Source organism: Phenylobacterium sp., assembly GCF_004299445.1.
GTDB lineage: Bacteria > Pseudomonadota > Alphaproteobacteria > Caulobacterales > Caulobacteraceae > Phenylobacterium.
This window is the reverse complement of the sequence record NZ_SCTC01000049.1, coordinates 1-20,204: the sequence shown is the minus strand read 5'-3', so window position 1 is coordinate 20,204 and position 20,204 is coordinate 1. Positions and strand designations below refer to the sequence as shown.

The following is a 20,204-nucleotide window of genomic DNA, read 5'->3' as shown; positions in this document are numbered from 1 at the left end:
CCCTGGATCAGGTGGTGGGCCAGGCCTCACGGCTGGGCTGGACGGTGGGCATCACCGCCGACGATCTGGTGGGCGCCCAGTGCCGCGCGGTGGTGGGCTTGGGGAGCGCCAAGACCGACGCCTGGAAGTCGGGCCAGCACATGACCGGCGTCTGGTTCGAGACGGTGGAGGACGCCACGGCCCACCAGGCGGCCATGCACTGCGTGCCCGACGGCCAGTTCGAGGCGCTGGCGGTGGGGCCGCTGGCCTCCGGCAAGCTCCAGCACCCCGACATCGCGCTCTTCTACGCGACGCCCGGGGCCATGATGTACTTCATCAACGGGCTGCAGTGGTCGGGCTACAAGAAGTTCGACTGGGGCGTGGTGGGCGAGAGCGCCTGCGCCGACAGCTGGGGTCGGGCGCTGACCAAACGCGAGCCCAGCCTCTCGATCCCCTGCTTCGCCGAGCGCCGCTACGGCGGCGTGCTGGACGACGAGATGCTGATGGCCACGCCGCCGGAGCACCTCGTCAAAGCCATCGCCGGCATGCGCGCCCTCTCCAAGAACGGCTTCCGCTACCCCTTCCCGCAATACGGCGTGCAGCAGGACGTGCGGGCGGGGATGGCGGTGAGCTATGCGCCGTAGCGCGGCGCCCCACACGTTCCTTTTTTGGGAGTGGCCTCAGGTCTCCACCAGCACCCGGCACGCAAACGCCATTCGCATCGCCCCGACCGAGTTTGGCTCGGCCGGCGCCCAGGGCGTGGCGCGGAACATCGGCGAGCGCCAGGTGCGGCCGGTGAGGCCGGCCCCGTCGTAGTAGAACTCGTCGACCACGCGGTTGAGCTTCTGGCGGCAGTCGTATTCGCCCAGGCTGCGCACCGAGCGGAACGAGAAGCCGTCGCGCTTCAGGGTCTTTTCGCTGTCGTAGGCGGTCCAGACGCGGCGCAGGTCGCCGGCCACGGCGCCGACCGGGCGCATGTAGACCCAGGTGTCGTCGCTGGCGGTGACCAGGGTCCAGCCGTCCTTCTCCATGACCGAGGGCGGGGCGGCGTCTTCCGCCACGGCCGGGGCGGCCGCCAGCGCCGCGGCCAGGGCCACCGCCGTCATCAGGTTCGTTCGCCGGTTCGTCATCGCCCGCATCACGCCCGGCGGCGGCGTCCAAGTCCAGCGCCGTGTGCGCCGAAACTGAACGCCGGCTAAACATCGCCCTCAGACGACCCTCAGCCGCCGCCCGCTAGCCTCTGGTCACGATCCGCGCGGTGCGGACGTGGAATGAGGATGAAGACCATGGCCTCTGCGGCCATCACCTGGACGCTCCTGGACCATGCCGCCGAGCGGCCGGTGCAGGTGGGCGATATCGTTTCGGTGGAAGCCGGCGGCATGCCGATCTTCCGCGTCGTGGGCCTGGCCGGAACCAAGGCCTGGCTCGACGATGACGCGGGCCGCGTGCGCCGCCTCATGGCGCTGGACAGCTTCCGCTGGCGCGGGGGCGTTGCGGCCTGAACCTCACGGCCCCCCGCCGCTCGCCCGCATCAGGTTCATGAACTCGCGGCGGTTCCGGGGGCCATAGGTGGCGAAGGACGGGTTCGGCCGCTCTGCGTACTCGGCCTTCTCGCGCGCCACCGCATCGGCGCCGACGTACTGGCGGACCGTCTTGGCGTCGAGGTTGTAGGGTTTCACGGCGTTGAGGCCGAACACCTTCGCGCGCAACTCGTGCGTCATCTTCGGGTAGCCGTGCTTCGCCTGCAGCTCGTCCGAGATCTGGAAGGTGCGGAAGGCCTGGATCTGGTCCTGGGGCGAGCCGTACCAGATCGAGTCGGTGCCCCAGAGCACGTTGTCCTCGCCCACCGCCTTGAACAGCTTGCCCAGCATGTGGGCGGCGCTGGTGGGGTCGCGCATCGAGGCGAAGCGCCAGGTGGAGCCCAGCTCGGCGTAGACGTTCCTGTTCGGCCCCACGCCCGCCTCGGCCAGCGAGGTGACCAGCGCGTCCACGCCGTCGGTGCGCGCGGGGTCGTAGGCGCCCTCGGCTTTCCCGGCCACGTAGCCCGAGTGGTAGATCAGGAAGTTCATGTCCGGGAACCGCTTCGCGATCGGCCCGATGTCGCGGCAGGTGGAGTGCTCGTAGCTCTTGGGGCCGAACGGCAGGCCCTTGTGGATGGCGATGTTCTTCACGCCCAGCTTGCGGGCCTTCTCGACGAACCTGATCCCGACGTCGTCGGTCATCCAGAAGCCGTCGCCGCCGGGCCCCCACTGGGTATAGGTCTTGAAGGCGGTGACGCCGAAGCCCTTCAGGCGCTCCATGTCCTCCACGTCGCCGGGCTGGTTCGGGTTGACCCGGGCGTGCAGCATCAGCCGCTTGGAGCCCTCCATCTTCTCGACGATGGCGCGGGTGGCGGCGGCCTCCTCGATCGTCAGCGGCTCGCCCTCGCGGGTGGAGGGCACGAACGACAGCACCATGATGTCGGTGTCGGAATCCAGGAACACGTCCTTGATGAACTCCTCGCCCGACAGGCAGCGGAGATAGGCGCGGTCCTCCGGCCCCTCGGCCAGGTCACACTGAGCCTTCTCGAAGTTGGAGAGCGGCTTGGCGCCCTTGGGCACGCCCTTCAGCCATTCGCCCGTCGGGTTCACGAAGTGGCCCTGGACGTCGAAGATGAACTCGCGCTTGCCGAGCTCGCTGCTGGCGAGCTGGGGCTCCAGGGCGGCATCGGCCGAGACCTCGAAGTAGCCGCCGGAATGGCCCGCCGCGGCCTGGGCCGCGTTGAAGGCCGCCAGCGTCGAGGCCGCGCCGCAGGCCGAGGTCAGGAAGGCGCGCCGGGGCAGGTTCAGGCGCTTTGCAAACCCGTCCGCCCGCTCCGAGGCCAGATGGTTGGCGAACCGCTCGCTGTCGGCCAGCGGGATCGGCGTGAACTCCCCGTTCGACGTGGCGTCCAGCTTGATCGGCAGCCGCCGCCCGTGGGGATCGAGGTCGTCGCTCATGGTGCGCTCTCCCGTTTGCGCGCGAGGGTGTCACGCCGGCGTCGGGGCGCCAATCGCCGGCCGTCGCGCGATCGACGCCACCACTCGCCGACCTGCGCGTTCCGCCTGAATGCACATCTGCGGGTTTCCTCAGGCGCGCGCCGCCTGTCGCGCGTGAACACGCCCTTCACTGAAGAGCCCGCCTGGGAGGTCGTCGTTGTCGGCGCCGGCCCGGCCGGGCTGACGGCGGCCACCTATCTGGCCCGCTTTCGTCGGCGCGTCCTCGTACTCGATGGCGGTCCGTCGCGGGCCGAGTGGATCCCCGAGAGCCACAACACGCCGGGGTTCCCGCACGGCGTCGGCGGACCGGACCTGGTGGCCCGCATGCGCGCCCAGGCGGTGGCGTTCGGCGCGGTCGTGCGACCCGGGCGCGTCGACAGCCTGGAGGCGGCGACAGACGGCCTGCGGCTGGACGGGACGTTCGGGACGATGGAGGTCCCAGCGGCCCTGCTGGCCACCGGCGTCGTCGACCACCTGCCGCCTATCCCGGGCGTGGAGGCCGCCATCCGCGACAGCCGCGTCCGCATGTGCCCGATCTGCGATGCGTTCGAAGCCATCGACCGCCGCATCGCGGTGCTCACCGACGGCGACCTGGGCGAGCGCGAGGCGGCGTTCCTGCGCACCTACAGCGCCGACGTCGAGGTCCTGCGGATCGGCGAGGCCGAAGGATGTCCCGGCATGCAGATCGCGCTCGAAGACCTCCGGCTCGAGGCGCAGGGCGTGGTTCTGCGACGGGGCGGCCAGCCTGAGCGCCGCTTCGACCATCTATACCTGGCCCTGGGCTGCGCGGCCCAGTCCGACCTCGCCGTGGCGGCGGGCGCCCGGCAGGACGAGCTCAACAACCTGATCGTCGACGCCCACCAGATGACCAGCGTGGACGGCCTCTACGCCGCGGGCGATGTCGTGCGCGGCCTGAACCAGATCGCCGTCGGCGTCGGCGAGGCCGCCATCGCGGCGACGGCCATCCACAACCGCCTGCGGGGCGCGGGCTAGTTCCCCTTGGCCGCCTCGTACGCCGCCTTGATGAAGGCGTTCCTGGCCATCGACAGGTCCCGCCCCGTCGCCCGCGGCCACGCGGCGTTGGTGACGATGATGATGCGGTCGTCGCGGTAGGTGGTGATCGACTGGCCGAAGATGCCGCGGGCCTCGTAGGCGCCCGAGTCGGGCATCCACCAGAAATAGCCGTAGCCGCGCTCGCGCGTGCCGCTGGTGATCTGCGGCGTGGTGGCCTCGATGGTCCAGGTGGGCGGCAGGATCTGCTTCCCGCCCGCCTTGCCGCCGTCGAGGATGAACTGGCCCACGCGGCCGTAGTCGCGGAGCGTCAGCGACATGCAGCAGCCGCCGCGCTCGTGGCCCGCCGGGTCGGTCACCCAGATAGCGTCCGAATCCATGCCGTACGGCTTCCAGATCTTCTCCGACGCGTATTCCGACACCGACTTGCCGACCGCGTTCGAGACCAGGATGCCCACCAGGTCGGTCTCGCCGGTCGAGTAGTTGAACATGGTCCCCGGCGGGTGCGCCCGCGGCAGGCGGCTCATGTAGGTGACCAGCGAGTTCTTGCCCGGCTCCATCGGCAGTGTCGTCGAGCGTGAGACGTCCGAGTTGGGGTCGACGTAGTCCTCGTTCCACTTCACGCCCGAGCTCATCATCAGCAGCTGGCGGACGGTGACGCCGTCGTAACCGGAGCCCTTGAGCTCGGGGATGTAGTCGGTGACCGGCGCGGACAGGCTCTTGATCTTGCCGTCCTGGATCGCGGCGCCCACCAGGGTCGAGGTCACCGACTTGGCGACCGAGAACGAGGTCCAGCGGTCCTGCGGCCGGCGGCCCATGCCGTACTTTTCCAGCACGATCTTGCCGTCCTTGAGCACCAGGATGCCCGAGACGTTGTAGGCGGCCATGTAGCTGTCGACCGTCCAGGCCTTGCCCTCGTGCTCCCACGTCGGCGCGATCTGCTTCGCGGCCAGCGGGAGGGGATGGACCTTCGTCCCGCGCTTCACGGTCTCGGCCTTGTAGACCTTCTCCATGGCGCGGTAGCCGTCGCTCTGCTGCTGCGGCGTCCAGAAGAGGATCGACGGCGTCTTGGGATCCAGCGGCACCTGCGCCTGCGCCGCCCCGCCCAACGCCAGCGCCGCCGCCAGCCCGATCACCATCCGCATGAAACGCCTCCCCGATTTTGCGGGAAAGCTAAGGGCTCCGACGGCCGGCGCCTAGCGACCGCTTTTCTCCTCGCGGCTACTTTGGCGCGTAAGCGCTGAACGGATTCAACCACGAACCCCACGAACCGGTTCGAGGTTCCCATGCCGTGCGAGCGGAGGGCTCGGTTCGTGTGGTTCGTGGTCAAACCAGACAGCACCAGCGGCGCGCACTGAGCCTGGAAGGACGGCCGTGGCTCAGGCCGCCAGCGACCGGGCGTACTCGGGCAGGGGAATGCCGCCCGCGCGCTCGGCCAGCAGCGCCTGCGCCAACCCCTCGTCCCCGGCCGCCCGCGCGGCGGCGATGAGGGTCAGGTCCAGGACGTCGCGCTGGGCGTGGCTGCCGCCGAACCGGTGGGTATTGCTGCGCACGCCACTCAGCAGCTCCGCCGCGCGGGCGAACCGGCCATCGCCGAAGGCCGCGATGGCTTCGCACGCCGGCAGGCCGGCCTCGCGCACGAAGGCGGCGTTGTCGCCTGGCCCGGCGATCGCCTGGCCCTGGCTGTCCAGCAACGCCCGGATCCGCTCGGTCTGGCCGGCGCCGACGTAGGCCAGCATGGCGTGGGTGTCGACGAAGGCCGACCGCCCATGCGGTTCGGTGGCGAAGTTGTCGGCCAGGCGCGTCCAGCGCTCGCCCACGTCCACGCCCAGAAGCTGCAGCCGCCACAGCAGCGCGGCGCTGTCGACCATGTCGAAGGCGAAGGTGGTGGCGTCCTCGCCATAGATCGGGCCGTCGTACAGCTCCAGCACCGCGTCGGTCTCGCCCAGGCCCATGTGAAAGAGGGCGGTGTGCCACCAGTTGTGAACCCCCAGCTGAGCCTCGGGCTGCCAGGCCGTGTTCTCGCGCCGCATCCAGCGCACGCCGTCGGCGTGGCGGCCCTGCATGACCATCACGTGGGCCACGGCGTGCTGGCCCCAGTTGTTTGTGGGCTCCAGCGCCACGCAGGCGCGCCCGGCCGCCTCGGCGCGGTCGAAGTGGCCGGTCTCCTCCAGGCCGAACGCGTGGAGGCCCAGGATCGCGTGCCACTCGGGCCGGTCGGGCGACCAGTGCGGCAGAGCCGCCTCGATCCGGTCGCGCAGCATGCGACTGTCGCCTTGCAGGAAGTCCAGCGTCTGACCGGTCTGCAGCGCCAGCACGTCGTGCGGATAGTCGGCCGCCACGTCCTGCAGGATCCGCGCGGCCGCCCGCACCTCGCCGGCCAGCAGGGCGCCGATCGCCGCCACATGTCCGGCCTCGCGGGCGTTCATCGGCAGGTTCCTGGCCGTTTCGAAGGCCGCGACGCCCATGGCCGTCACGTGGGTGTTGGCGGCGATCACAGTCATCCAGGCCTTGAGCACATGGGCCATGACAAACCCCGGGCTGTCGGCCAGCGCGCCCATCAGCGGGCTGAAGCTGTCGCCGGCGTAGGCGTGGAACCGCTCGCGCGCGGTCTGGTACAGTTCGGCGGCCCTGACGCTGGCGCCGGTCATCTCAAGGCCGTGGCTGTCCTTCACCGTCATCTCGGGCTCCTAGAGCCTGTCCGGTTCAGATGGAATCATCTGAACCGGATAAGCAGGCTCGCTTTGTTTGACTTAGAGCGTGTTTTCGGGGCGAAACCGGTTTCCACTTTCGCCCAACACGCTCTAGCGGCGGCCTCTCCGTCCTCTACCGGCTTGAACGGCCGGGCGCCATCGCGCGACGCAAGCGGTGGGATGACAACCCGGGGCCGGCCCGCTAACCCGACGGCATGGCCGATTTTGATTTCGATGCGGTGGTCGTGGGCGCGGGCGCCGTGGGCCTGGGGTGCGGCTATGCGCTGAGCAGGCGCGGGCTGGTGGTCGCGGTCCTGGAGCAGGAGCAGGCCATCGGCCAGGGCGTCTCGTCGCGCAATTCCGAGGTGATCCACGGCGGGCTCTACTACGCGACCGGCTCGCTGAAGGCGCGGCTGTGCGTCGAGGGCCGCCGCATGATGTACGCCTTCTGCGACGCCCATCACGTGGAATACGACCGCTGCGGCAAGCTGGTCGTGGCCGGGGCGGCCGAGCTGGAGCGGCTCGACGCGATCCTGGCCCAGGCCCAGGCCAACGACGTCGAGGGCATGCGCCGGCTGTCCAAGGCCGAGACCCTGGCGCTGGAGCCCGAGCTGGCCTGCGAGGGCGCGCTGCTCAGCCCCGAGAGCGGCGTGCTTGAGAGCCACGCCTATATGCTGGCGCTGCAGGGCGAGATCGAGGCGGCGGGCGGCGCCGTCGTGCTGGCGACGCCGTTCGAGGGCGCGACCCCGCTGGAGGGCGGCGGCTTCTCGGTCCGGGCCGGCGGCGCCGAGCCCACGACGCTGACCTGCCGCTACCTGGTGACCGCGCCGGGGCTGTCGGCCCAGGGCGTCGCGGCGACCATCGAGGGGTTCCCCAAGGACCTCATCCCCAAGGCCCACTTCGGCAAGGGCGTCTACTTCCGGCTGACCGGCAAGGCGCCCTTCCAGCGGCTGATCTACCCGCCGCCGATCCCCGGCGCGCTGGGCACCCACTACCGCCGTGACCTGGGCGGGCAGGGGGTGTTCGGCCCCGACCTCAGTTTCGTCGACGCGCCCGACTATTCCGTGGACCCGGCCAAGGCCGACGAGTTCTACCGCTACATCCGCAAGTTCTGGCCGGGCCTGCCCGACGGCGCCCTCAGCCCCGACTACGCCGGCGTCCGCCCCAAGCTCCACGGCCCTGGCGAGCCCCAACCCGACTTCCGCCTCGACGGCGCCGACATCCACGCCCTGCCGGGCCTGGTCGCCCTGTTCGGCATCGAAAGCCCCGGCCTCACGTCCTCGCTGGCGATCGGCGAGGAAGTCGCCAGGCGGCTGGGGCTGTAAGCCACTTCAAGCTGTCATCCCGGTTTCGCCGCAGGCGAAGACCGGGACCCAACCCACTCGTGCTCCGAGCCGGCCGGGTAGCGCCGACCTCAGCGGAAGCCGACCAACGCCGCGCACCGGTTGGTGGGTCCCGGTCTTGGGCTGCGCCCAAACCGGGATGACAGCCCGTTGTTGGGTGACAAGGGATGTAAACGCCTGTTTGAATGCTCGCAGGGAGAACGCCATGAAGAACCGCATCACTGACCTGCTGGGCGTGAAGTATCCGATCGTGCAGGCGCCGATGGGATGGATCGCGCGCTCGCAGCTGGCCAGCGCCGTGTCGAACGCCGGCGGGCTGGGGATCATCGAGACCTCGTCCGGCCGCCTCGACGAGGTGCGCGAGGAGGTGGGTAAGATGAAGACCCTCACGGACAAGCCGTGGGGGATCAACGTGGCCCAGGCCTTCGTGCGCGACCCCGACATCGTGAGCTTTGTGGCCGACCAAGGCGTCAAGTTCGTCACCACCTCGGCGGGCGACCCCAACCGCTACTGCGACGCGCTGAAGGGCAAGGGCCTGACCGTGTTCCACGTCGTGCCGTCGCTGGCCGCCGCCCAGAAGGCGATCGACGCGGGCGTCGACGGGCTGGTGGTGGAAGGCGGCGAGGGCGGCGGGTTCAAGAACGGGCGCGACGTGGCGACCATGGTGCTGCTGCCGTTGGTCGCCTCGAAGTTCGGGGTGCCGATCATCGCGGCCGGCGGGATCACCGACGGCCGCTCGATGGCCGCGGCCTTCGCCCTGGGCGCCGAGGGGGTCCAGATGGGCACTCGGATGGTTTCGGCGGCCGAGAGCCCGGTGCACCAGAACTGGAAGGACATGATCGTGAACGCCAAGGAGACGGACACCGTCTTCCTGAACCGCCACGGTCCGGGCCCGGCGCTGCGCGCGCTGCGCACCGAGAAGACCACCCGCTTCGAGCTGGAGCCCCCGCCCAACATCATGGCCGAGATGGCCAATGCGCTGGACCTCTACTTTGGCGGCGACATGGAGGCGGCCATCGCCCTGTCCGGCCAGGTGGCGGGGCGGATCGAGAGCGTCAAGCCGGTGGCCGAGATCATCGCCGAGACGGTCGCCGAGTTCGAAGCCGTGATGACCGACCTGGGCCAGCGATACGGACGCGTCGCCCAGCCGGCCTGACGCCGCCTCCGCCAGGCTACTTCGGCAAGGCCGCCAGCCAGGTGACCACCTCGGTCTGCAGCCGTATGCGCGCGGTGTTCCAGCTGTGGTCGGTGCCGGCGTGCACGATCTTCACGCGCCCGCCGCGGCCCTTGAGGTCCATGACCAGGCCCTCGGCGACCGGGGCGAGGCCGTCGTCGGACGTCAGCACCAGCACCGGCAGCTTCGCCAGGCCCGGCGCGGCGGCCTTGAAGCTGTAGGGCCCCAGGCCCGCGATCTGCTCGGCCATGCCCTCGGCGGTGGTGTTCAGCGCCTCCATGTTCGACCGGGCCAGGTCCAGCCGCGTCGCCAGCGGCGCGGCGGCGGGGGCGCTCAGGTCGGCGGCCGAGATGAGGATCGCGCCGCTGAGCGCAGGGTCCGACCCGGCGACCTGGCTGGTCACCCAGCCCCCCATGCTGTGGCCGCCCAGCACGATCCGCTTCGGGTCGATCCGCAGGCGGGCCGCGTTGGCGGGATCGCGCACATAGGCCAGGACGGCCCTGGCGTCGTCGAGGTTGCCCTTGAAGCTGAACGGACCCGGACTTCCCCACGACCCGCGATAGTTGAAGGTGACGGCGTTCCAGCCGCTGCGCCGGATGGCCTGCGCCAGGTCCAGGTTCTTCTCATTGCCCGGCAGGCCGTGGGTGAGGATGACGGTGGGATGCGGGCCGGGGCCGGCAGCCAGATAGGCCAGGCCGTTGATCTCGACCCCGCCGCTCGGGATGTGCAGCACCTCGGAGGCGGCGGGCGCCTTCGCATCGGCCGGCGGATCGGTGAAGATCGATCGGGGCGTCTGGGTCTGCGCCTGAGCCGTTCCGACCGTTAGCGCGGCGGCCGCCGCCAGCATCCAGATCCGCATCCCGTCCCCCGAACGACTCCTGTCGCGGCAGGCAGGTTAGCAGTCCCCTCCGCCTAGCGCATATGGCCGGTTTGTGAGGCGGGGCCCTCTCCCCCTTGCGGGGAGAGGGTCGGGAGTGGGGGGCTCTGAGCCTGCTGGCTCGCACCGAAAACTCAGCGCTTCGGCGCCACCCGCAGGACGCGGCCCTTGTCGCTGTCGGTGGTGACATAGAGCGCGCCGTCGGGCCCCACGACGACGTCGCGCAGGCGCTCGCCTGCCTCGCTCAGCAGGCGCTCCTCGCCCACCACCCTGTCGCCGTCGAGGGTGAGGCGGGCGAGATACTTCGGACCCAGGCCGGTGATGAAGACGCTGCCCTTCCAGGCCGGCGCCGCGTCGCTGTCGTAGAAGGCCAGCGCGCCGGGCGCGATCACGGGGTCCCAGTAGTAGACCGGCTGCTCCATACCGGCCTTCCGGGTGATGCCGCCGGTGATGGGGCCGCCCATGTACTCGACGCCATAGGCGATGGTGGGCCAGCCGTAGTTGTTGCCGGCCCGCACGATGTTGAGCTCGTCACCGCCCCGCGTGCCGTGCTCGACGGCCCAGAGTTCGCCGGTCTTCGGATGGAGCCCCGCGCCCAGCACGTTGCGGTGGCCGATGGAGAAGATCTCGGGCTTCACGCCGGCGCGGCCCACGAACGGGTTGTCCTTTGGGATCGAGCCGTCGGCGTTGATGCGGACCACCTTGCCCAGCGTCCCGTCCAGCCGCTGGGCCTGCATCCGGCCCTCGGTGATCGAGCGTTCGCCGCCGGTGATGAACAGCGTGCCGTCGCGCGCGAACACCAGCCGTCCGCCATAGTGCTTGGTCGAGGCCAGCGACGGCGTCTGGCGCCAGATCACCTGCACGCCCTCCAGACGCGGCGGGCCGGCATTGAGGATCAGGCGGCCGCGGGCGACGGCGGCATGGTTGCGGCTCCCGTCCTTCTCCGAGAAAGCCAGGTAGACCAGGCCGTTGTCCGCGAACTCCGGGTCGATCGCCAGGCCTAACAGGCCGCCCTGGTCGCGGGCGTCGACGTCCGGCACGCCGGCTGCCGGCTCCGACAGCGACCCGTCCTTGAAATGCCGCAGCCTGCCGCCACGCTCGGTGATCAACAGGCCGCCGTCGGGCAGGAAGGCCAGGCCCCACGGCCGCGAGATCCCTGTGACGTAGTCGGTGACCTCGTAGGCGACATTGGCCTTGCGCTCGGGCGCTCGGGTCTGCCCGGCGAAGGCCGGCTGCTGGTCCTTGCCGTTGGGCGGGCGAGTCTCGACCGCGCCCCCCGAGGCGGCCGAGCTGGTCTGGGCCTGTCCGGTCTGGCCTCCACAGGCGGCCAGCAGGGCGGCGGACGCGGCGGCGATCAGGAACGGCTTCATGCTCATCCTCCAGCTCATCCCAGCAGAGCGGCGAGCGCGTCGTCCGGTTGCGCGCCCTCAAGGTGGATCAACGCCCAGACCGCGAAGAACAGCAACGGCCAGCGGCCTTCGCCGGCCTGCATCTGCTGCGCGGCGTCGGGGACCAGGCGGCGCACGGCGTCCACCCTGCCCAGGTTTCGGGCAAGATCGGCGGCGCGGGGGGCGATCCACGCCTCCACGGGCACGGTGAACCCCTGCTTCTTCGCCCAGGGCTCGGCGGCCGGGCAGGTCCGCTCCAGCCACTTGCGCAGCAGCCACTTGCCGTAGCCGCCACGCACCTTGAAGCGGTCGGCCAACGGCCAGGCGAAGGCGGAGACGGCGGGGTCCAGGAACGGCGTACGCCCCTCTAGCCCGTGCGCCATCAGGCAGCGGTCCAGCTTGAGCAGCAGGTCATTGGGCAGCCAGGTGACGATGTCGGCCCACTGGGCGGCCTGCAGTCGGCTGAAGTTCGGCGGCGCCCGCGCCGCCTCGCGCCACGCCCTCAGCACCTGCGGGCTCGCGCCGCGCGGCTCGGCGGGCCGCCCGCCCAGCCAGCCGGGGCGCAGCGCGCGGCGATAGCGCCCATAGCCGCCGAACAGCTCGTCGCCGCCCTCGCCGGTCAGCACCACCGTCAGCGTGCCCTTGGCCGCCTCGGCCAGCTTATGGGTCGGAAGGGTGGCGTAGTCCGCGGTGGGATCGTCCAGCGCCCAGGCGACCTGCGGCAGGATCCGCCAGAAGTCCTCCTCGCCAAAGCTGGTCTCGCGCCAGTCGAGATCGAGCGCCCGGGCGACCCGCTCAGCCTGCGCACGCTCGTCCTTGGCGCCTGGCGCATCGAAGCCGCAGGTAAACGCCGTGACCGGCCGCTCGTTGAGCCGCGACATCAGCGTGGCGATCGCCGCGCTGTCGATCCCGCCCGACAGGAACAGGCCGTACGGCACCTCCGAGCGTTGGTGGACCCGCACGCTGTCTTCGAGGACCGCGTCTAGTTGGTCGAGGAGCCCAAGTTCCTCCCCCGCGCCAGCGGGGGAGGGGGACCACGAAGTGGTGGAGGGGGCGCTGGACTTGGCGCCCTGCGTCCGCAGCGCCCCCTCCGTCAGCTTCGCCGACACCTCCCCCGCCTTGCGGGGGAGGAACGATTGCCGATGCCCGCTCACGATCCGCCCGTCCCGCACCTCGACCACCTCGCCGGGCGCCAGCCGGCGGAGGCCCTGGTAGATGCTCCGCTCGCCCAGCACGTAGTTGAGCTCCAGCAGCTCGCGCGCCGCCTCGTCGTCCAGCACCTTCTGCATCATCCCGGCGGCGAAGAAGGCGCGGGGCTCGGAGGCGAAGGCTAGGCCGGCCCTGTGTTCCATGATGTACAGCGGCTTGATGCCGAAGGGGTCGCGGGCCAGGAACGCCCGGCCGTCGGGGCCGATCAGGCACAGGGCATACATGCCCCGCAGCCGCCGGAACGCCGCCTCGCCCTCGCGGGCGTAGAGGTGCAGCAGGGGCTCGAAGTCCGAACCGGTGGTCAGCACGTCGCTCAGGCCATGTTCGGCCGCCAATTCCACGAAGTTGTAGATCTCGCCGTTGCCGCAGACCGTGCCGCCCGCGGCGTGCAGCGGCTGCCAGCCGCCCTCAAGGTCGATGATCGACAGCCGCGCATGCGCCAGCGCCGCGCCGGCCGCCGACTCGGTTCGGATGCCGTTTGGCCCCCGGTGGGTCAGCGCGCGGATCATCGGCTCGGCGGTGGTCTCTTCGCCGCCCAGCACGCCTGCGATCCCGCACATCAGACCGCCCCGTAGTCGGCGAAGAGGCTCTTCCACTGGCCGACGACCGCGGCCTCCGAGAACTCGGCGTCCACCCGCCGGGTCCCGGCGGCGATCAGCCGGTCGCGCAGGTCCCGGTCGGCCAGCAGGCTTCGCACGCCCGCGGCCAGCGCGTCGGCGTCGTCGACGGGGACCAGCAGGCCGTCCTTGCCGTCCTGGATCAGCGCCTTCGGCCCCTGGCTCTCGGCGGCGACCACCGGCAGGCCGTGGGCCCACGACTGGATCACCACATTGCCCAGCGGCTCGTAGCGCGAGGGGAACAGGCAGACGTCGGCGGTTCGGTACAGCGCCGAGGCGTCGGTGCGCCAGCCCAGGAAGCGGACGCGATCGGCCACGCCCAGCGCCTCGGCCATGCCCTTCAGCTTGGCCTCCAGCGGGCCGACGCCCGCGATCCAGAGGAAGGCCTCGGGCAGCTGGGTCAGGGCGTGCAGGCTCACGTCGTGGGCCTTGGCCTCATGCAGCCGGCCCATGGCCAGCAGGAGGGGGACGTCGTCGGGGGTCGCCAGGCTGGCCCGCGGCACGGCGGGCCCCTGCGGCGGCGCGGCGGCGAAGTTGGGGATGCAGGTGACCCGGCCTGCCGGCCAGCCCTGGCCGACGATCCACTCGGCGATGTCCTCGGTGTTGGCCACCAGGTGGTCGAAGCCCCTGTAGTACTTGAGGCTGTAGTAGCCCCCCAGCCGGCCGATCCGGGCCCAGGGGCCCCGGGGGGTGTGGCGCGCGGCGCGGTTCATCCAGGCCAGCGCCACCTTGGTGTGCTGGAGCGCGGCGAACCCGGCGGCGGCCGGGCGGGTCAGGATGTCGATGGGGCCGCCGAAGCGCAGCACCTTCACCGGCACGCCGGCGGTCTTCAGCCGCTCTTCGCGGCCCGCGTTGGCCCGGATCACGGCCGCCTCGGGCACGCCCGCGCGCTTCAACGCCTTCACGAGGTCGACGAAGTAGGTCTCCGCGCCGCCTTCGCCGGCCGTTCCCAGGAGGTGCAGGACGCTCATCGCAGGTGCGACCCTAGAGCGCGGCCAGCAAAAGTGGGAGCCGGTTTTGCGTCCGGACGCGCTCCAGGCCCAAGATTTCGCGCCCTCCCGGCGGCGAAGTGGGTCCACTTCGCCGGAGGGCGCGAGGCGCCCAAGATCGCGTTGCCCAAGCGCTTGAAGCGGAGCGGCTTCGCCCCTATAAACCGCGCCTCGCGCGATGGGCGCCCTGAGTTGGCTGGGTAGCTCAGCTGGTTAGAGCGGTGGATTCATAACCCACAGGTCGGCGGTTCGAGCCCGCCCCCCGCCACCAGGGCCCCGTCGCGCGAATTATCCCCGAATCCCGACCTTCAGGCCGCGTCGCCCTTCGCGACCGCTTCCTCGACGGAATTGATCGTCAGCAGCGCCTCATAGCCCTGCTCCTCGGCCTTGTGCGCGGCCTTGCTGGCGGCGGCGACGGCGGCGTCGAGGGTGGAATAGGGGCCGAAGTGCTTGCCGTTCAGGCCGACCTTCCAGACGCCGTCCAGGAAATCGACCGTGTAGTTCACCTGCGGCATCACGCGCCCTTTTCAACGACGAAGGGCAACGTCGCTGATTCGAGCTTCACTTTGAATCCCGCGTTCGACGAAAAACGCCCCCGGGCGTGGGGTCCCGGGGGCGTTCTCGTGGTCGGGTCGGATCGGTCCGCTTAGCGGAGGCCGGCGCCGAACAGCTTGCTGGCCGAGCCGAGCGAGGCTCCCGACTGGTCGCGGTCCTTCAGCGTGCCGCCGAAGGTGTAGCGGAAGCCGATGCGGAAGGTGTCGGCGTTCGAGTTGATGTCGTCCGAGTCGGCGTGCTCGTAGCCGGCCACGACGCTGAACGGCGTCTCGGCGAACTGGTACTCGGCCTCGATGCCGGCGTTCCAGGTGTCGATGTTCGGGCCGACGTCGACCGTGGCGTAGCCCAGAGAGCCCGTCAGGCGGAAGTTGTCGGTCACGAAGTGACGGACTTCGCCGCGGACGGCCCAGATGTCGGCGTCGAACGCGTCGTCGACGTTGCCGTAGCCGGCCTGGCCATAGAGGCTCGTCTTGCCGCCCAGGTTGGCCTGGCCTTCGACGCCCACGCCCCAGACGGTGAGGTCGTCGCTGGCTTCCGCGCCGGCGAAGGCGCCGATCAGGCCGCCGCCGACCTTCGTGTTCAGGTGGCCCGTGGCGCCGAACGAGGTGTCGTCGCCGTCATAGTTGGTGATCGCGCCATCGATCTGGGCGCCCAGCTTGCCGGCGTCGAAGCGCACGGCGCCTTCGACCTGATAGGTGTCGGCGTCGGCGTCCAGGCCGGCGACGTCCAGGTCGGTGCGGCCATAGTTGGCGCCGATGTGACCGACGGTTTGAGCTTGGGCGGCCACAGCCGACCCGAGGAACGCCACGGCGGCGGCCGCGACGAAGAGGTTCTTGTTCATTGGTAATCCCAGAAACTAACGAAGGGCGCGCACCTAGGGATGCTCGCCAGGCGGCTCAAGGCCAAGCTCTGCCACGAAGGGTTGTTGGGGCTGGGTGCGGCTTTTGCGCAACACTTATGTCGTCACCCGGACGCAGAGTGATACGTTCTGCCCTATCTTGGTTCGCCGAACGCAAGTTTTCGCCTGAGCGTTCGCGCGACGGGCGAACCGCGAACGCGTCTGGCACGAGCTTTGGGTCGTAACGCCTCAGGTGAGCCAGAAGGGCACACCGTTCGCTGCAGGAGAGCCCCATGGCGTCTTCAGTTGTTGTCGCCCGGACGAAGCCGGACGGAATCGAATACCTGGAAGAGGGCGCGCGCGCCGTCTGGACCCGGATTTCCGAGCGTGCGCAGCAGTTTCCGAACGTGCGCGAGGCCACCCGCGCGGCCATGCGGCTGCCCAGCCGGCTGCGCGCCTACGCCCTGCCCATCCAGTAGGGCCGGGCCTTAAGGGGCCGCTTCGCCCCACTCGCTCCACCCCGCAAAGCGCGGGGCGCGGGGAATGTACATGCTGTCGCTGCTGCGGACGGTGAACCCCGCCGCTGCGATGGCCGCCGTCACCGGCCGCGTCAGATGACAGCCGCCGGCCATGCGTTTCCAAACCGGCTCGATCCGCCGCTGCCACTTCGCCACGTCCGCGTCGGGCGCCAGGCCGTGCTCGCAGTACAGGAACCGCCCGCCCGTCTTCAGCACGCGCCGCGCCTCGCTGAGCGCCGCGGCCGGCGTATGCACCGAGCAGAGCGTGAAGGTGCAGACCACACAGTCGAAGGTCCCGGCTTCGAAGGGCAAGGCCTCGGCGGTCCCATCCTCCACCTTCACCGAGAGTCGAGGGTCGCGCGGCGCCGCCTCGGCGATTGCCCGCAGCTCGGCCGCCGGATCCACCCCGGTGACGCTCTCGACCCTGGCGGCGTCATAGAGCTCCAGGTTCAGACCCATGCCGATCCCCAGTTCGAGCACCCGGCCCTCGGCGAGAGGCACGACCTTGGCGCGCTGCTTCATGATCCCCGGCGCCGAACAGGCGCACCGGAGCAGACGGGGCAGGACGAAGCGTTCGTAAAGCGTGGCCATGGCCGACTATACCTCCCCCGAGCGGCGTCGCTACCGCGGCTCGTACACCTTCGGCGCGGGCGCGATGGCGACGGGGCCCAGGGTGGTCTGGCCGGCTTCGAAGTTGAGCGTGGCGCGGGCCAGGTCGCCGGTCTGGCGGGCCTGGGCGACGGCGGCGGCCGCCTCGGCGCGGTCTGCCGGGATGGTCCCCGTCTGGCCAAGCGTGCTCAACGCCCGCGGCGCCTGGCGCAGCGACACGTCCAGCACCCCGTTCGCCCGGCCGTCCGTCCCCACGCCCAGCGAGCCCGAGTTGACGCCGATCAGGGCGTCGCCGGCGGTGAGGCCGCCGCGCTTGACGCTCATCCGGCCGCCCGCCTGCGACCAGGCGCGCACCGCCGAGGGCCAGTCGGGGCCGCGCACGGCGCTGATCTTCGAGATCCGCCCGTCCCATTCCACCGAGATCGGCTTGTCCCCGGCGATCCGGCCCAGCAGGCCCGACAGCTGCGCCTTGCCGTTCTTGACCGACAGCCAAACGCCGGCCTCGTCGCCCACCTCGCTGGGCGCCTGGCGTAGGTGGAACTCCACGCGCTCGGCGGCCTGCAGGCTGAAGGGGTTGGCGCCCGGCGCCGGCGTGAACGTCAGCTCGACGCCTTCGAACGACAGGTTGGGCGGGGTGTTGGTCAGGTGGCTGAGGCTGGCGCGGATCAGCTTGCCCTTCACCGCCACGGGCCCGCCCATGGGCCGCGTGAACGTCAGGCCGTCCTGCGCCGCCAGCACCCAGGTGGTCGGCGCGTGCATGAAGGCCTGGCCCTCCAGCTTCGGCGCCTCCAGCGCCCAACCCGACCGGTCGCGGATGCGCGCCTCAGTCAGTGTGACGTTCAGGCGGAACGGATAACCGCCGATCGTCCGGTCCTTCCAGCCGACCTCGTAGCCGGCCCGGCGCAGCATCTCGGCGCCGGCGTCCATGCGGGACTGGGTTTCGCCCCGGGCCCAGACCCACGCGGCGCTCCAGCCCGCCACGAGCAGGAGGAACAGGCCGAACACGATGTACAGGCGAAGGCGGCTGGGTTTGCGGGGCGGGGACGGATCGGGCACAGACATTCCGGAGTGAGAGCTTGCCAGTGTGGCTTGGGATGGGGCGGGATGGCGTCGGAACGTTGGGTGTTCGGCTACGGTTCGCTGATGTGGCGGCCTGGCTTCCCGTTCGTTGAGCGACGCGGGGCGACATTACATGGGCGCCGCCGCGCATTCTGCATCTATTCGGTGCACCATCGGGGCACTTACGAACGACCCGGCCTGGTGCTCGGCCTGGCGCCGGGCGGCGCGTGCCGGGGCGCGGCCTACCGCGTGGACGAGGCCGACTGGGCCCAGACCTACGCCTATCTGCTTGAGCGCGAACAGCCCACCGAGACCTACATCGAGGCCCGCCGCTTCATCCGCCTGGATGACGGCCGCCGGGTGGAAAGCCTCTGCTTCCTGTCCGACGTGATGCACGCCCAGTGGGCCGGCGCGCTCAGCCTCGAACGCCAGGCCGAACTGATCGCCGGCGCCAAGGGCCTGTCCGGCAGGAACGTCGACTACCTCCGCGACCTCGTCGACCACCTGCGCGAAATGCGCGTCCGCGACGCCGGCATGGAACGGCTGCTGACCATGGTGGAGCACCGAGAGGCGGCGGCCTGAGGCGGGAGCGCTCTCCCTAGGCCTTCAGCAGCTTCAGCAGTTCGCGCGCGGCCGGTTCCGAGGAGGCCGGGTTCTGACCCGTCACGAGGGCGCCGTCCCGCACCACGTAGGGCTGCTGGTCCGCGCCCTTTTCGTAGAGGGCGCCGTTGGCCTTCAGCATGTCCTCCAGCAGGAAGGGAACCACCTGGCTCAGCCCGACGCCGTCCTCCTCGCTGTTGGTGAAGCCGGTCACGCGGCGACCCGAGACCAGGGGCTCGCCATTGGCCGCGAGCGTCCGCCGGAACACGGCCGGGGCGTGGCAGACCGCGCCGATGGGCCGGTCGTTGGCGGCGAAGGCCTCGACCAGGCGGCGCGCGTCAGGGCTTTCCGCGAGATCCCACATCGGTCCGTGGCCGCCGGGGAAGAACACGGCGTCGTAGTCTTCCGCCCGGATGTCCGCCAACGGCGTGGTGGCCGCCAGTGTTCGCTGCGCGTCGGGGTCCGACTTGAACCGCTCGGTCGCCGGGGTCTGGGCCTCCTTGGCGTCGCTCTTGGGATCGAGCGGGGGCTGGCCGCCCTTCGGCGAGGCCAGGGTAATGTCGGCGCCGGCGTCCAGCAGCACGTAGTAGGGCGCCGCGAACTCCTCCAGCCAGAAGCCGGTCTTCTCGCCGGTGTCGCCCAGGCGGTCGTGGGACGTCAGCACCATCAGAACATTCATGGCAGGCTCCTGGTCAGGGTCTCGCCCGGGCCCTTGCGCGCGGCTTAGGCGGCGCAGGGATCGCGCCGCCGCGCGTCCGGTGTGTGCGTCGCAGCAAAAACAGCGTTGCGGGAAAATGGTTGCCGAGTCCGCGGCGATGCTGCGGTGCGCAACCGAGCGGCGGTCTGCACGTTCCAGGAGCGAGCAACCCCAACCGCCGTCGGCGCAATCTCAGGAGGCTCGAGGTCTCGCGATGGTTGGATCGCCCACGAACCCCCATCCTCCGACGCTGCGGCGGCCCGACCCTCCGCACCGGGATGCGGACACACGCCCGTCGCCTGACAGGGAGATCGTCGTGGGCCGGGGCCGCAAGCTGCGCCTTCGTCCCATTCGTACCGATGACGCCGAATCCCTGGTCCAGATGGGACTTCGCTCCACGCCGAACGATCTGCGTCTCAGGTTCTTTTCCCCCGTCCGCCCGGCTGTGGGTCACCTCACGTCGCTGCTCACCGAGTTCGACCGAGAGCGCCACATCGCGATGGCCGCCTATGACCCGGCGGCGGCAGACGGTGAGGACGGGATACTGGGCGTGGTCCGCCTGATCCTGTCCCGCGAGGCGCCCGAAGGCGAGTTCGCCATCATGGTCCGCTCGGATCAGGCGGGGCACGGCCTGGGGCATCGCCTGATGGAGGAGATGTTGGGCTGGGCCCGAGAGCGCGGTCTGAAGCGGGTGCGGGCGGAGATCATGTTCGAGAACAAGCGCATGCTGCGCCTCGCCCGGGCGTTCGGCGGCGTTGTCCAGCCGCAGACCCAGGACTTCCGCACCGTCCAGGTGACGATCGAACTGGAGGGCGAACCGCATCGCCCAACCTCGAGGGCGCGAAAGGCCTGACAGGTCCGAAAGGCGTCGGGCCGTCTTCGCGCGCGATGAAGCCGATCGCCGGCGACACGGCCAAACCTTGACAATCGTCGATCAATGTTCTATGTTTGTTCTATATGAACGCCCCTCCGGTCCTTACGCCTGAGCGTATCGACGCCATGCTGTCGATCATGGCCGAGGTGTGCCTGGG

General features: G+C 70.5%; 21 protein-coding genes and 1 tRNA gene. 9 read left to right on the top strand and 13 right to left on the bottom strand.

Annotated features, from left to right (window positions below; all coding sequences use genetic code 11):
- A partial coding sequence (locus EPN98_RS13095; RefSeq protein WP_293363194.1) for a DUF169 domain-containing protein occupies nt 1-623 on the top strand: 623 nt, incomplete at its 5' end.
- 36 nt (nt 624-659) lie between these two features.
- Here the strand turns inward: EPN98_RS13095 and EPN98_RS13090 are convergent.
- Nucleotides 660-1,109 (bottom strand): surface-adhesin E family protein, encoded by a 450-nt coding sequence (locus EPN98_RS13090; RefSeq protein WP_293363192.1) that lies wholly within the window; start codon nt 1,107-1,109, stop codon nt 660-662.
- 156 nt (nt 1,110-1,265) lie between these two features.
- Between EPN98_RS13090 and EPN98_RS13085 the strand changes: the two genes are divergently transcribed.
- The gene (locus EPN98_RS13085; RefSeq protein WP_293363191.1) at nt 1,266-1,481 is read left to right on the top strand and encodes a hypothetical protein; all 216 of its coding nucleotides are present in this window, start codon (nt 1,266-1,268) and stop codon (nt 1,479-1,481) included.
- A gap of 3 nt (nt 1,482-1,484) precedes the next feature.
- Here the strand turns inward: EPN98_RS13085 and EPN98_RS13080 are convergent, their stop codons facing one another.
- Nucleotides 1,485-2,957, bottom strand: coding sequence for an amidohydrolase family protein (locus EPN98_RS13080; protein ID WP_293363189.1), 1,473 nt, complete (start codon nt 2,955-2,957; stop codon nt 1,485-1,487).
- 153 nt (nt 2,958-3,110) lie between these two features.
- Between EPN98_RS13080 and EPN98_RS13075 the strand changes: the two genes are divergently transcribed.
- Nucleotides 3,111-3,989, top strand: coding sequence for an NAD(P)/FAD-dependent oxidoreductase (locus EPN98_RS13075; RefSeq protein ID WP_293363188.1), 879 nt, complete (start codon nt 3,111-3,113; stop codon nt 3,987-3,989).
- Here EPN98_RS13075 and EPN98_RS13070 read toward each other — a convergent pair.
- Together EPN98_RS13070 and EPN98_RS13065 are read right to left on the bottom strand one after the other, a co-directional pair.
- Complete coding sequence (locus EPN98_RS13070; RefSeq protein ID WP_293363187.1) at nt 3,986-5,152, bottom strand: serine hydrolase; 1,167 nt, start codon at nt 5,150-5,152, stop codon at nt 3,986-3,988. The genes EPN98_RS13075 and EPN98_RS13070 overlap by 4 nt on opposite strands.
- A gap of 234 nt (nt 5,153-5,386) precedes the next feature.
- Nucleotides 5,387-6,688: a tetratricopeptide repeat protein gene (locus EPN98_RS13065; protein ID WP_293363185.1), complete on the bottom strand. Its 1,302-nt coding sequence runs from the start codon at nt 6,686-6,688 to the stop codon at nt 5,387-5,389.
- Nucleotides 6,689-6,915: 227 nt separating this feature from the next.
- On the opposite strand from EPN98_RS13065, the gene EPN98_RS13060 reads away from it, so the two are divergent.
- Nucleotides 6,916-8,025, top strand: coding sequence for an NAD(P)/FAD-dependent oxidoreductase (locus tag EPN98_RS13060; protein ID WP_293363184.1), 1,110 nt, complete (start codon nt 6,916-6,918; stop codon nt 8,023-8,025).
- A gap of 223 nt (nt 8,026-8,248) precedes the next feature.
- On the top strand, nt 8,249-9,199 hold the full coding sequence (locus EPN98_RS13055) for a nitronate monooxygenase (protein WP_293363183.1): 951 nt from the start codon (nt 8,249-8,251) through the stop codon (nt 9,197-9,199).
- 16 nt (nt 9,200-9,215) lie between these two features.
- On the opposite strand, the gene EPN98_RS13050 is transcribed toward EPN98_RS13055, so the two are convergent.
- The 4 genes from EPN98_RS13050 to EPN98_RS13035 form a co-directional block, all read right to left on the bottom strand.
- The gene (locus EPN98_RS13050) at nt 9,216-10,076 is read right to left on the bottom strand and encodes an alpha/beta hydrolase (RefSeq protein ID WP_293363182.1); all 861 of its coding nucleotides are present in this window, start codon (nt 10,074-10,076) and stop codon (nt 9,216-9,218) included.
- A gap of 152 nt (nt 10,077-10,228) precedes the next feature.
- Entirely contained in the window at nt 10,229-11,464 is a 1,236-nt protein-coding gene (locus tag EPN98_RS13045) for a PQQ-dependent sugar dehydrogenase (RefSeq protein WP_293363180.1), read from the bottom strand.
- Between the two features lie 14 nt (nt 11,465-11,478).
- Complete coding sequence (gene asnB / locus EPN98_RS13040; protein ID WP_293363179.1) at nt 11,479-13,251, bottom strand: asparagine synthase (glutamine-hydrolyzing); 1,773 nt, start codon at nt 13,249-13,251, stop codon at nt 11,479-11,481.
- Nucleotides 13,251-14,279, bottom strand: a complete 1,029-nt coding sequence (locus EPN98_RS13035) for a glycosyltransferase (protein WP_293363178.1) — start codon at nt 14,277-14,279, stop codon at nt 13,251-13,253. Before EPN98_RS13035 ends, asnB begins: the two co-directional genes overlap by 1 nt.
- Nucleotides 14,280-14,491: 212 nt before the next feature.
- On the opposite strand from EPN98_RS13035, the gene EPN98_RS13030 reads away from it, so the two are divergent.
- Nucleotides 14,492-14,568, top strand: a tRNA-Met gene (locus EPN98_RS13030).
- Nucleotides 14,569-14,605: 37 nt separating this feature from the next.
- Here the strand turns inward: EPN98_RS13030 and EPN98_RS13025 are convergent.
- Both EPN98_RS13025 and EPN98_RS13020 read right to left on the bottom strand, forming a co-directional pair.
- A complete protein-coding gene (locus tag EPN98_RS13025) occupies nt 14,606-14,812 on the bottom strand; it encodes a hypothetical protein (RefSeq protein WP_293363177.1) in 207 nt (68 codons plus the stop codon).
- A 131-nt stretch (nt 14,813-14,943) separates the two neighbouring features.
- Nucleotides 14,944-15,693 carry an outer membrane beta-barrel protein gene (locus tag EPN98_RS13020; RefSeq protein ID WP_293363176.1) on the bottom strand — a complete coding sequence of 250 codons (750 nt, stop codon included), beginning with the start codon at nt 15,691-15,693 and terminating at the stop codon, nt 14,944-14,946.
- 290 nt (nt 15,694-15,983) lie between these two features.
- Between EPN98_RS13020 and EPN98_RS13015 the strand changes: the two genes are divergently transcribed.
- The gene (locus EPN98_RS13015) at nt 15,984-16,169 is read left to right on the top strand and encodes a hypothetical protein (protein WP_293363175.1); all 186 of its coding nucleotides are present in this window, start codon (nt 15,984-15,986) and stop codon (nt 16,167-16,169) included.
- Between the two features lie 9 nt (nt 16,170-16,178).
- Here EPN98_RS13015 and EPN98_RS13010 read toward each other — a convergent pair whose 3' ends face one another.
- Nucleotides 16,179-16,799, bottom strand: a complete 621-nt coding sequence (locus EPN98_RS13010; protein ID WP_293363174.1) for a class I SAM-dependent methyltransferase — start codon at nt 16,797-16,799, stop codon at nt 16,179-16,181.
- A 30-nt stretch (nt 16,800-16,829) separates the two neighbouring features.
- Complete coding sequence (locus EPN98_RS13005; protein WP_293363173.1) at nt 16,830-17,873, bottom strand: DUF2125 domain-containing protein; 1,044 nt, start codon at nt 17,871-17,873, stop codon at nt 16,830-16,832.
- Between the two features lie 48 nt (nt 17,874-17,921).
- Here EPN98_RS13005 and EPN98_RS13000 point away from each other — a divergent pair, with 48 nt between their 5' ends.
- On the top strand, nt 17,922-18,458 hold the full coding sequence (locus EPN98_RS13000; RefSeq protein WP_293363172.1) for a gamma-glutamylcyclotransferase: 537 nt from the start codon (nt 17,922-17,924) through the stop codon (nt 18,456-18,458).
- Between the two features lie 16 nt (nt 18,459-18,474).
- Here EPN98_RS13000 and EPN98_RS12995 read toward each other — a convergent pair whose 3' ends face one another.
- Nucleotides 18,475-19,155: a type 1 glutamine amidotransferase domain-containing protein gene (locus EPN98_RS12995; protein WP_293363170.1), complete on the bottom strand. Its 681-nt coding sequence runs from the start codon at nt 19,153-19,155 to the stop codon at nt 18,475-18,477.
- Between the two features lie 334 nt (nt 19,156-19,489).
- Here EPN98_RS12995 and EPN98_RS12990 point away from each other — a divergent pair, with 334 nt between their 5' ends.
- Complete coding sequence (locus EPN98_RS12990; protein ID WP_293363168.1) at nt 19,490-20,026, top strand: GNAT family N-acetyltransferase; 537 nt, start codon at nt 19,490-19,492, stop codon at nt 20,024-20,026.
- Nucleotides 20,027-20,204 lie beyond the last annotated feature (178 nt).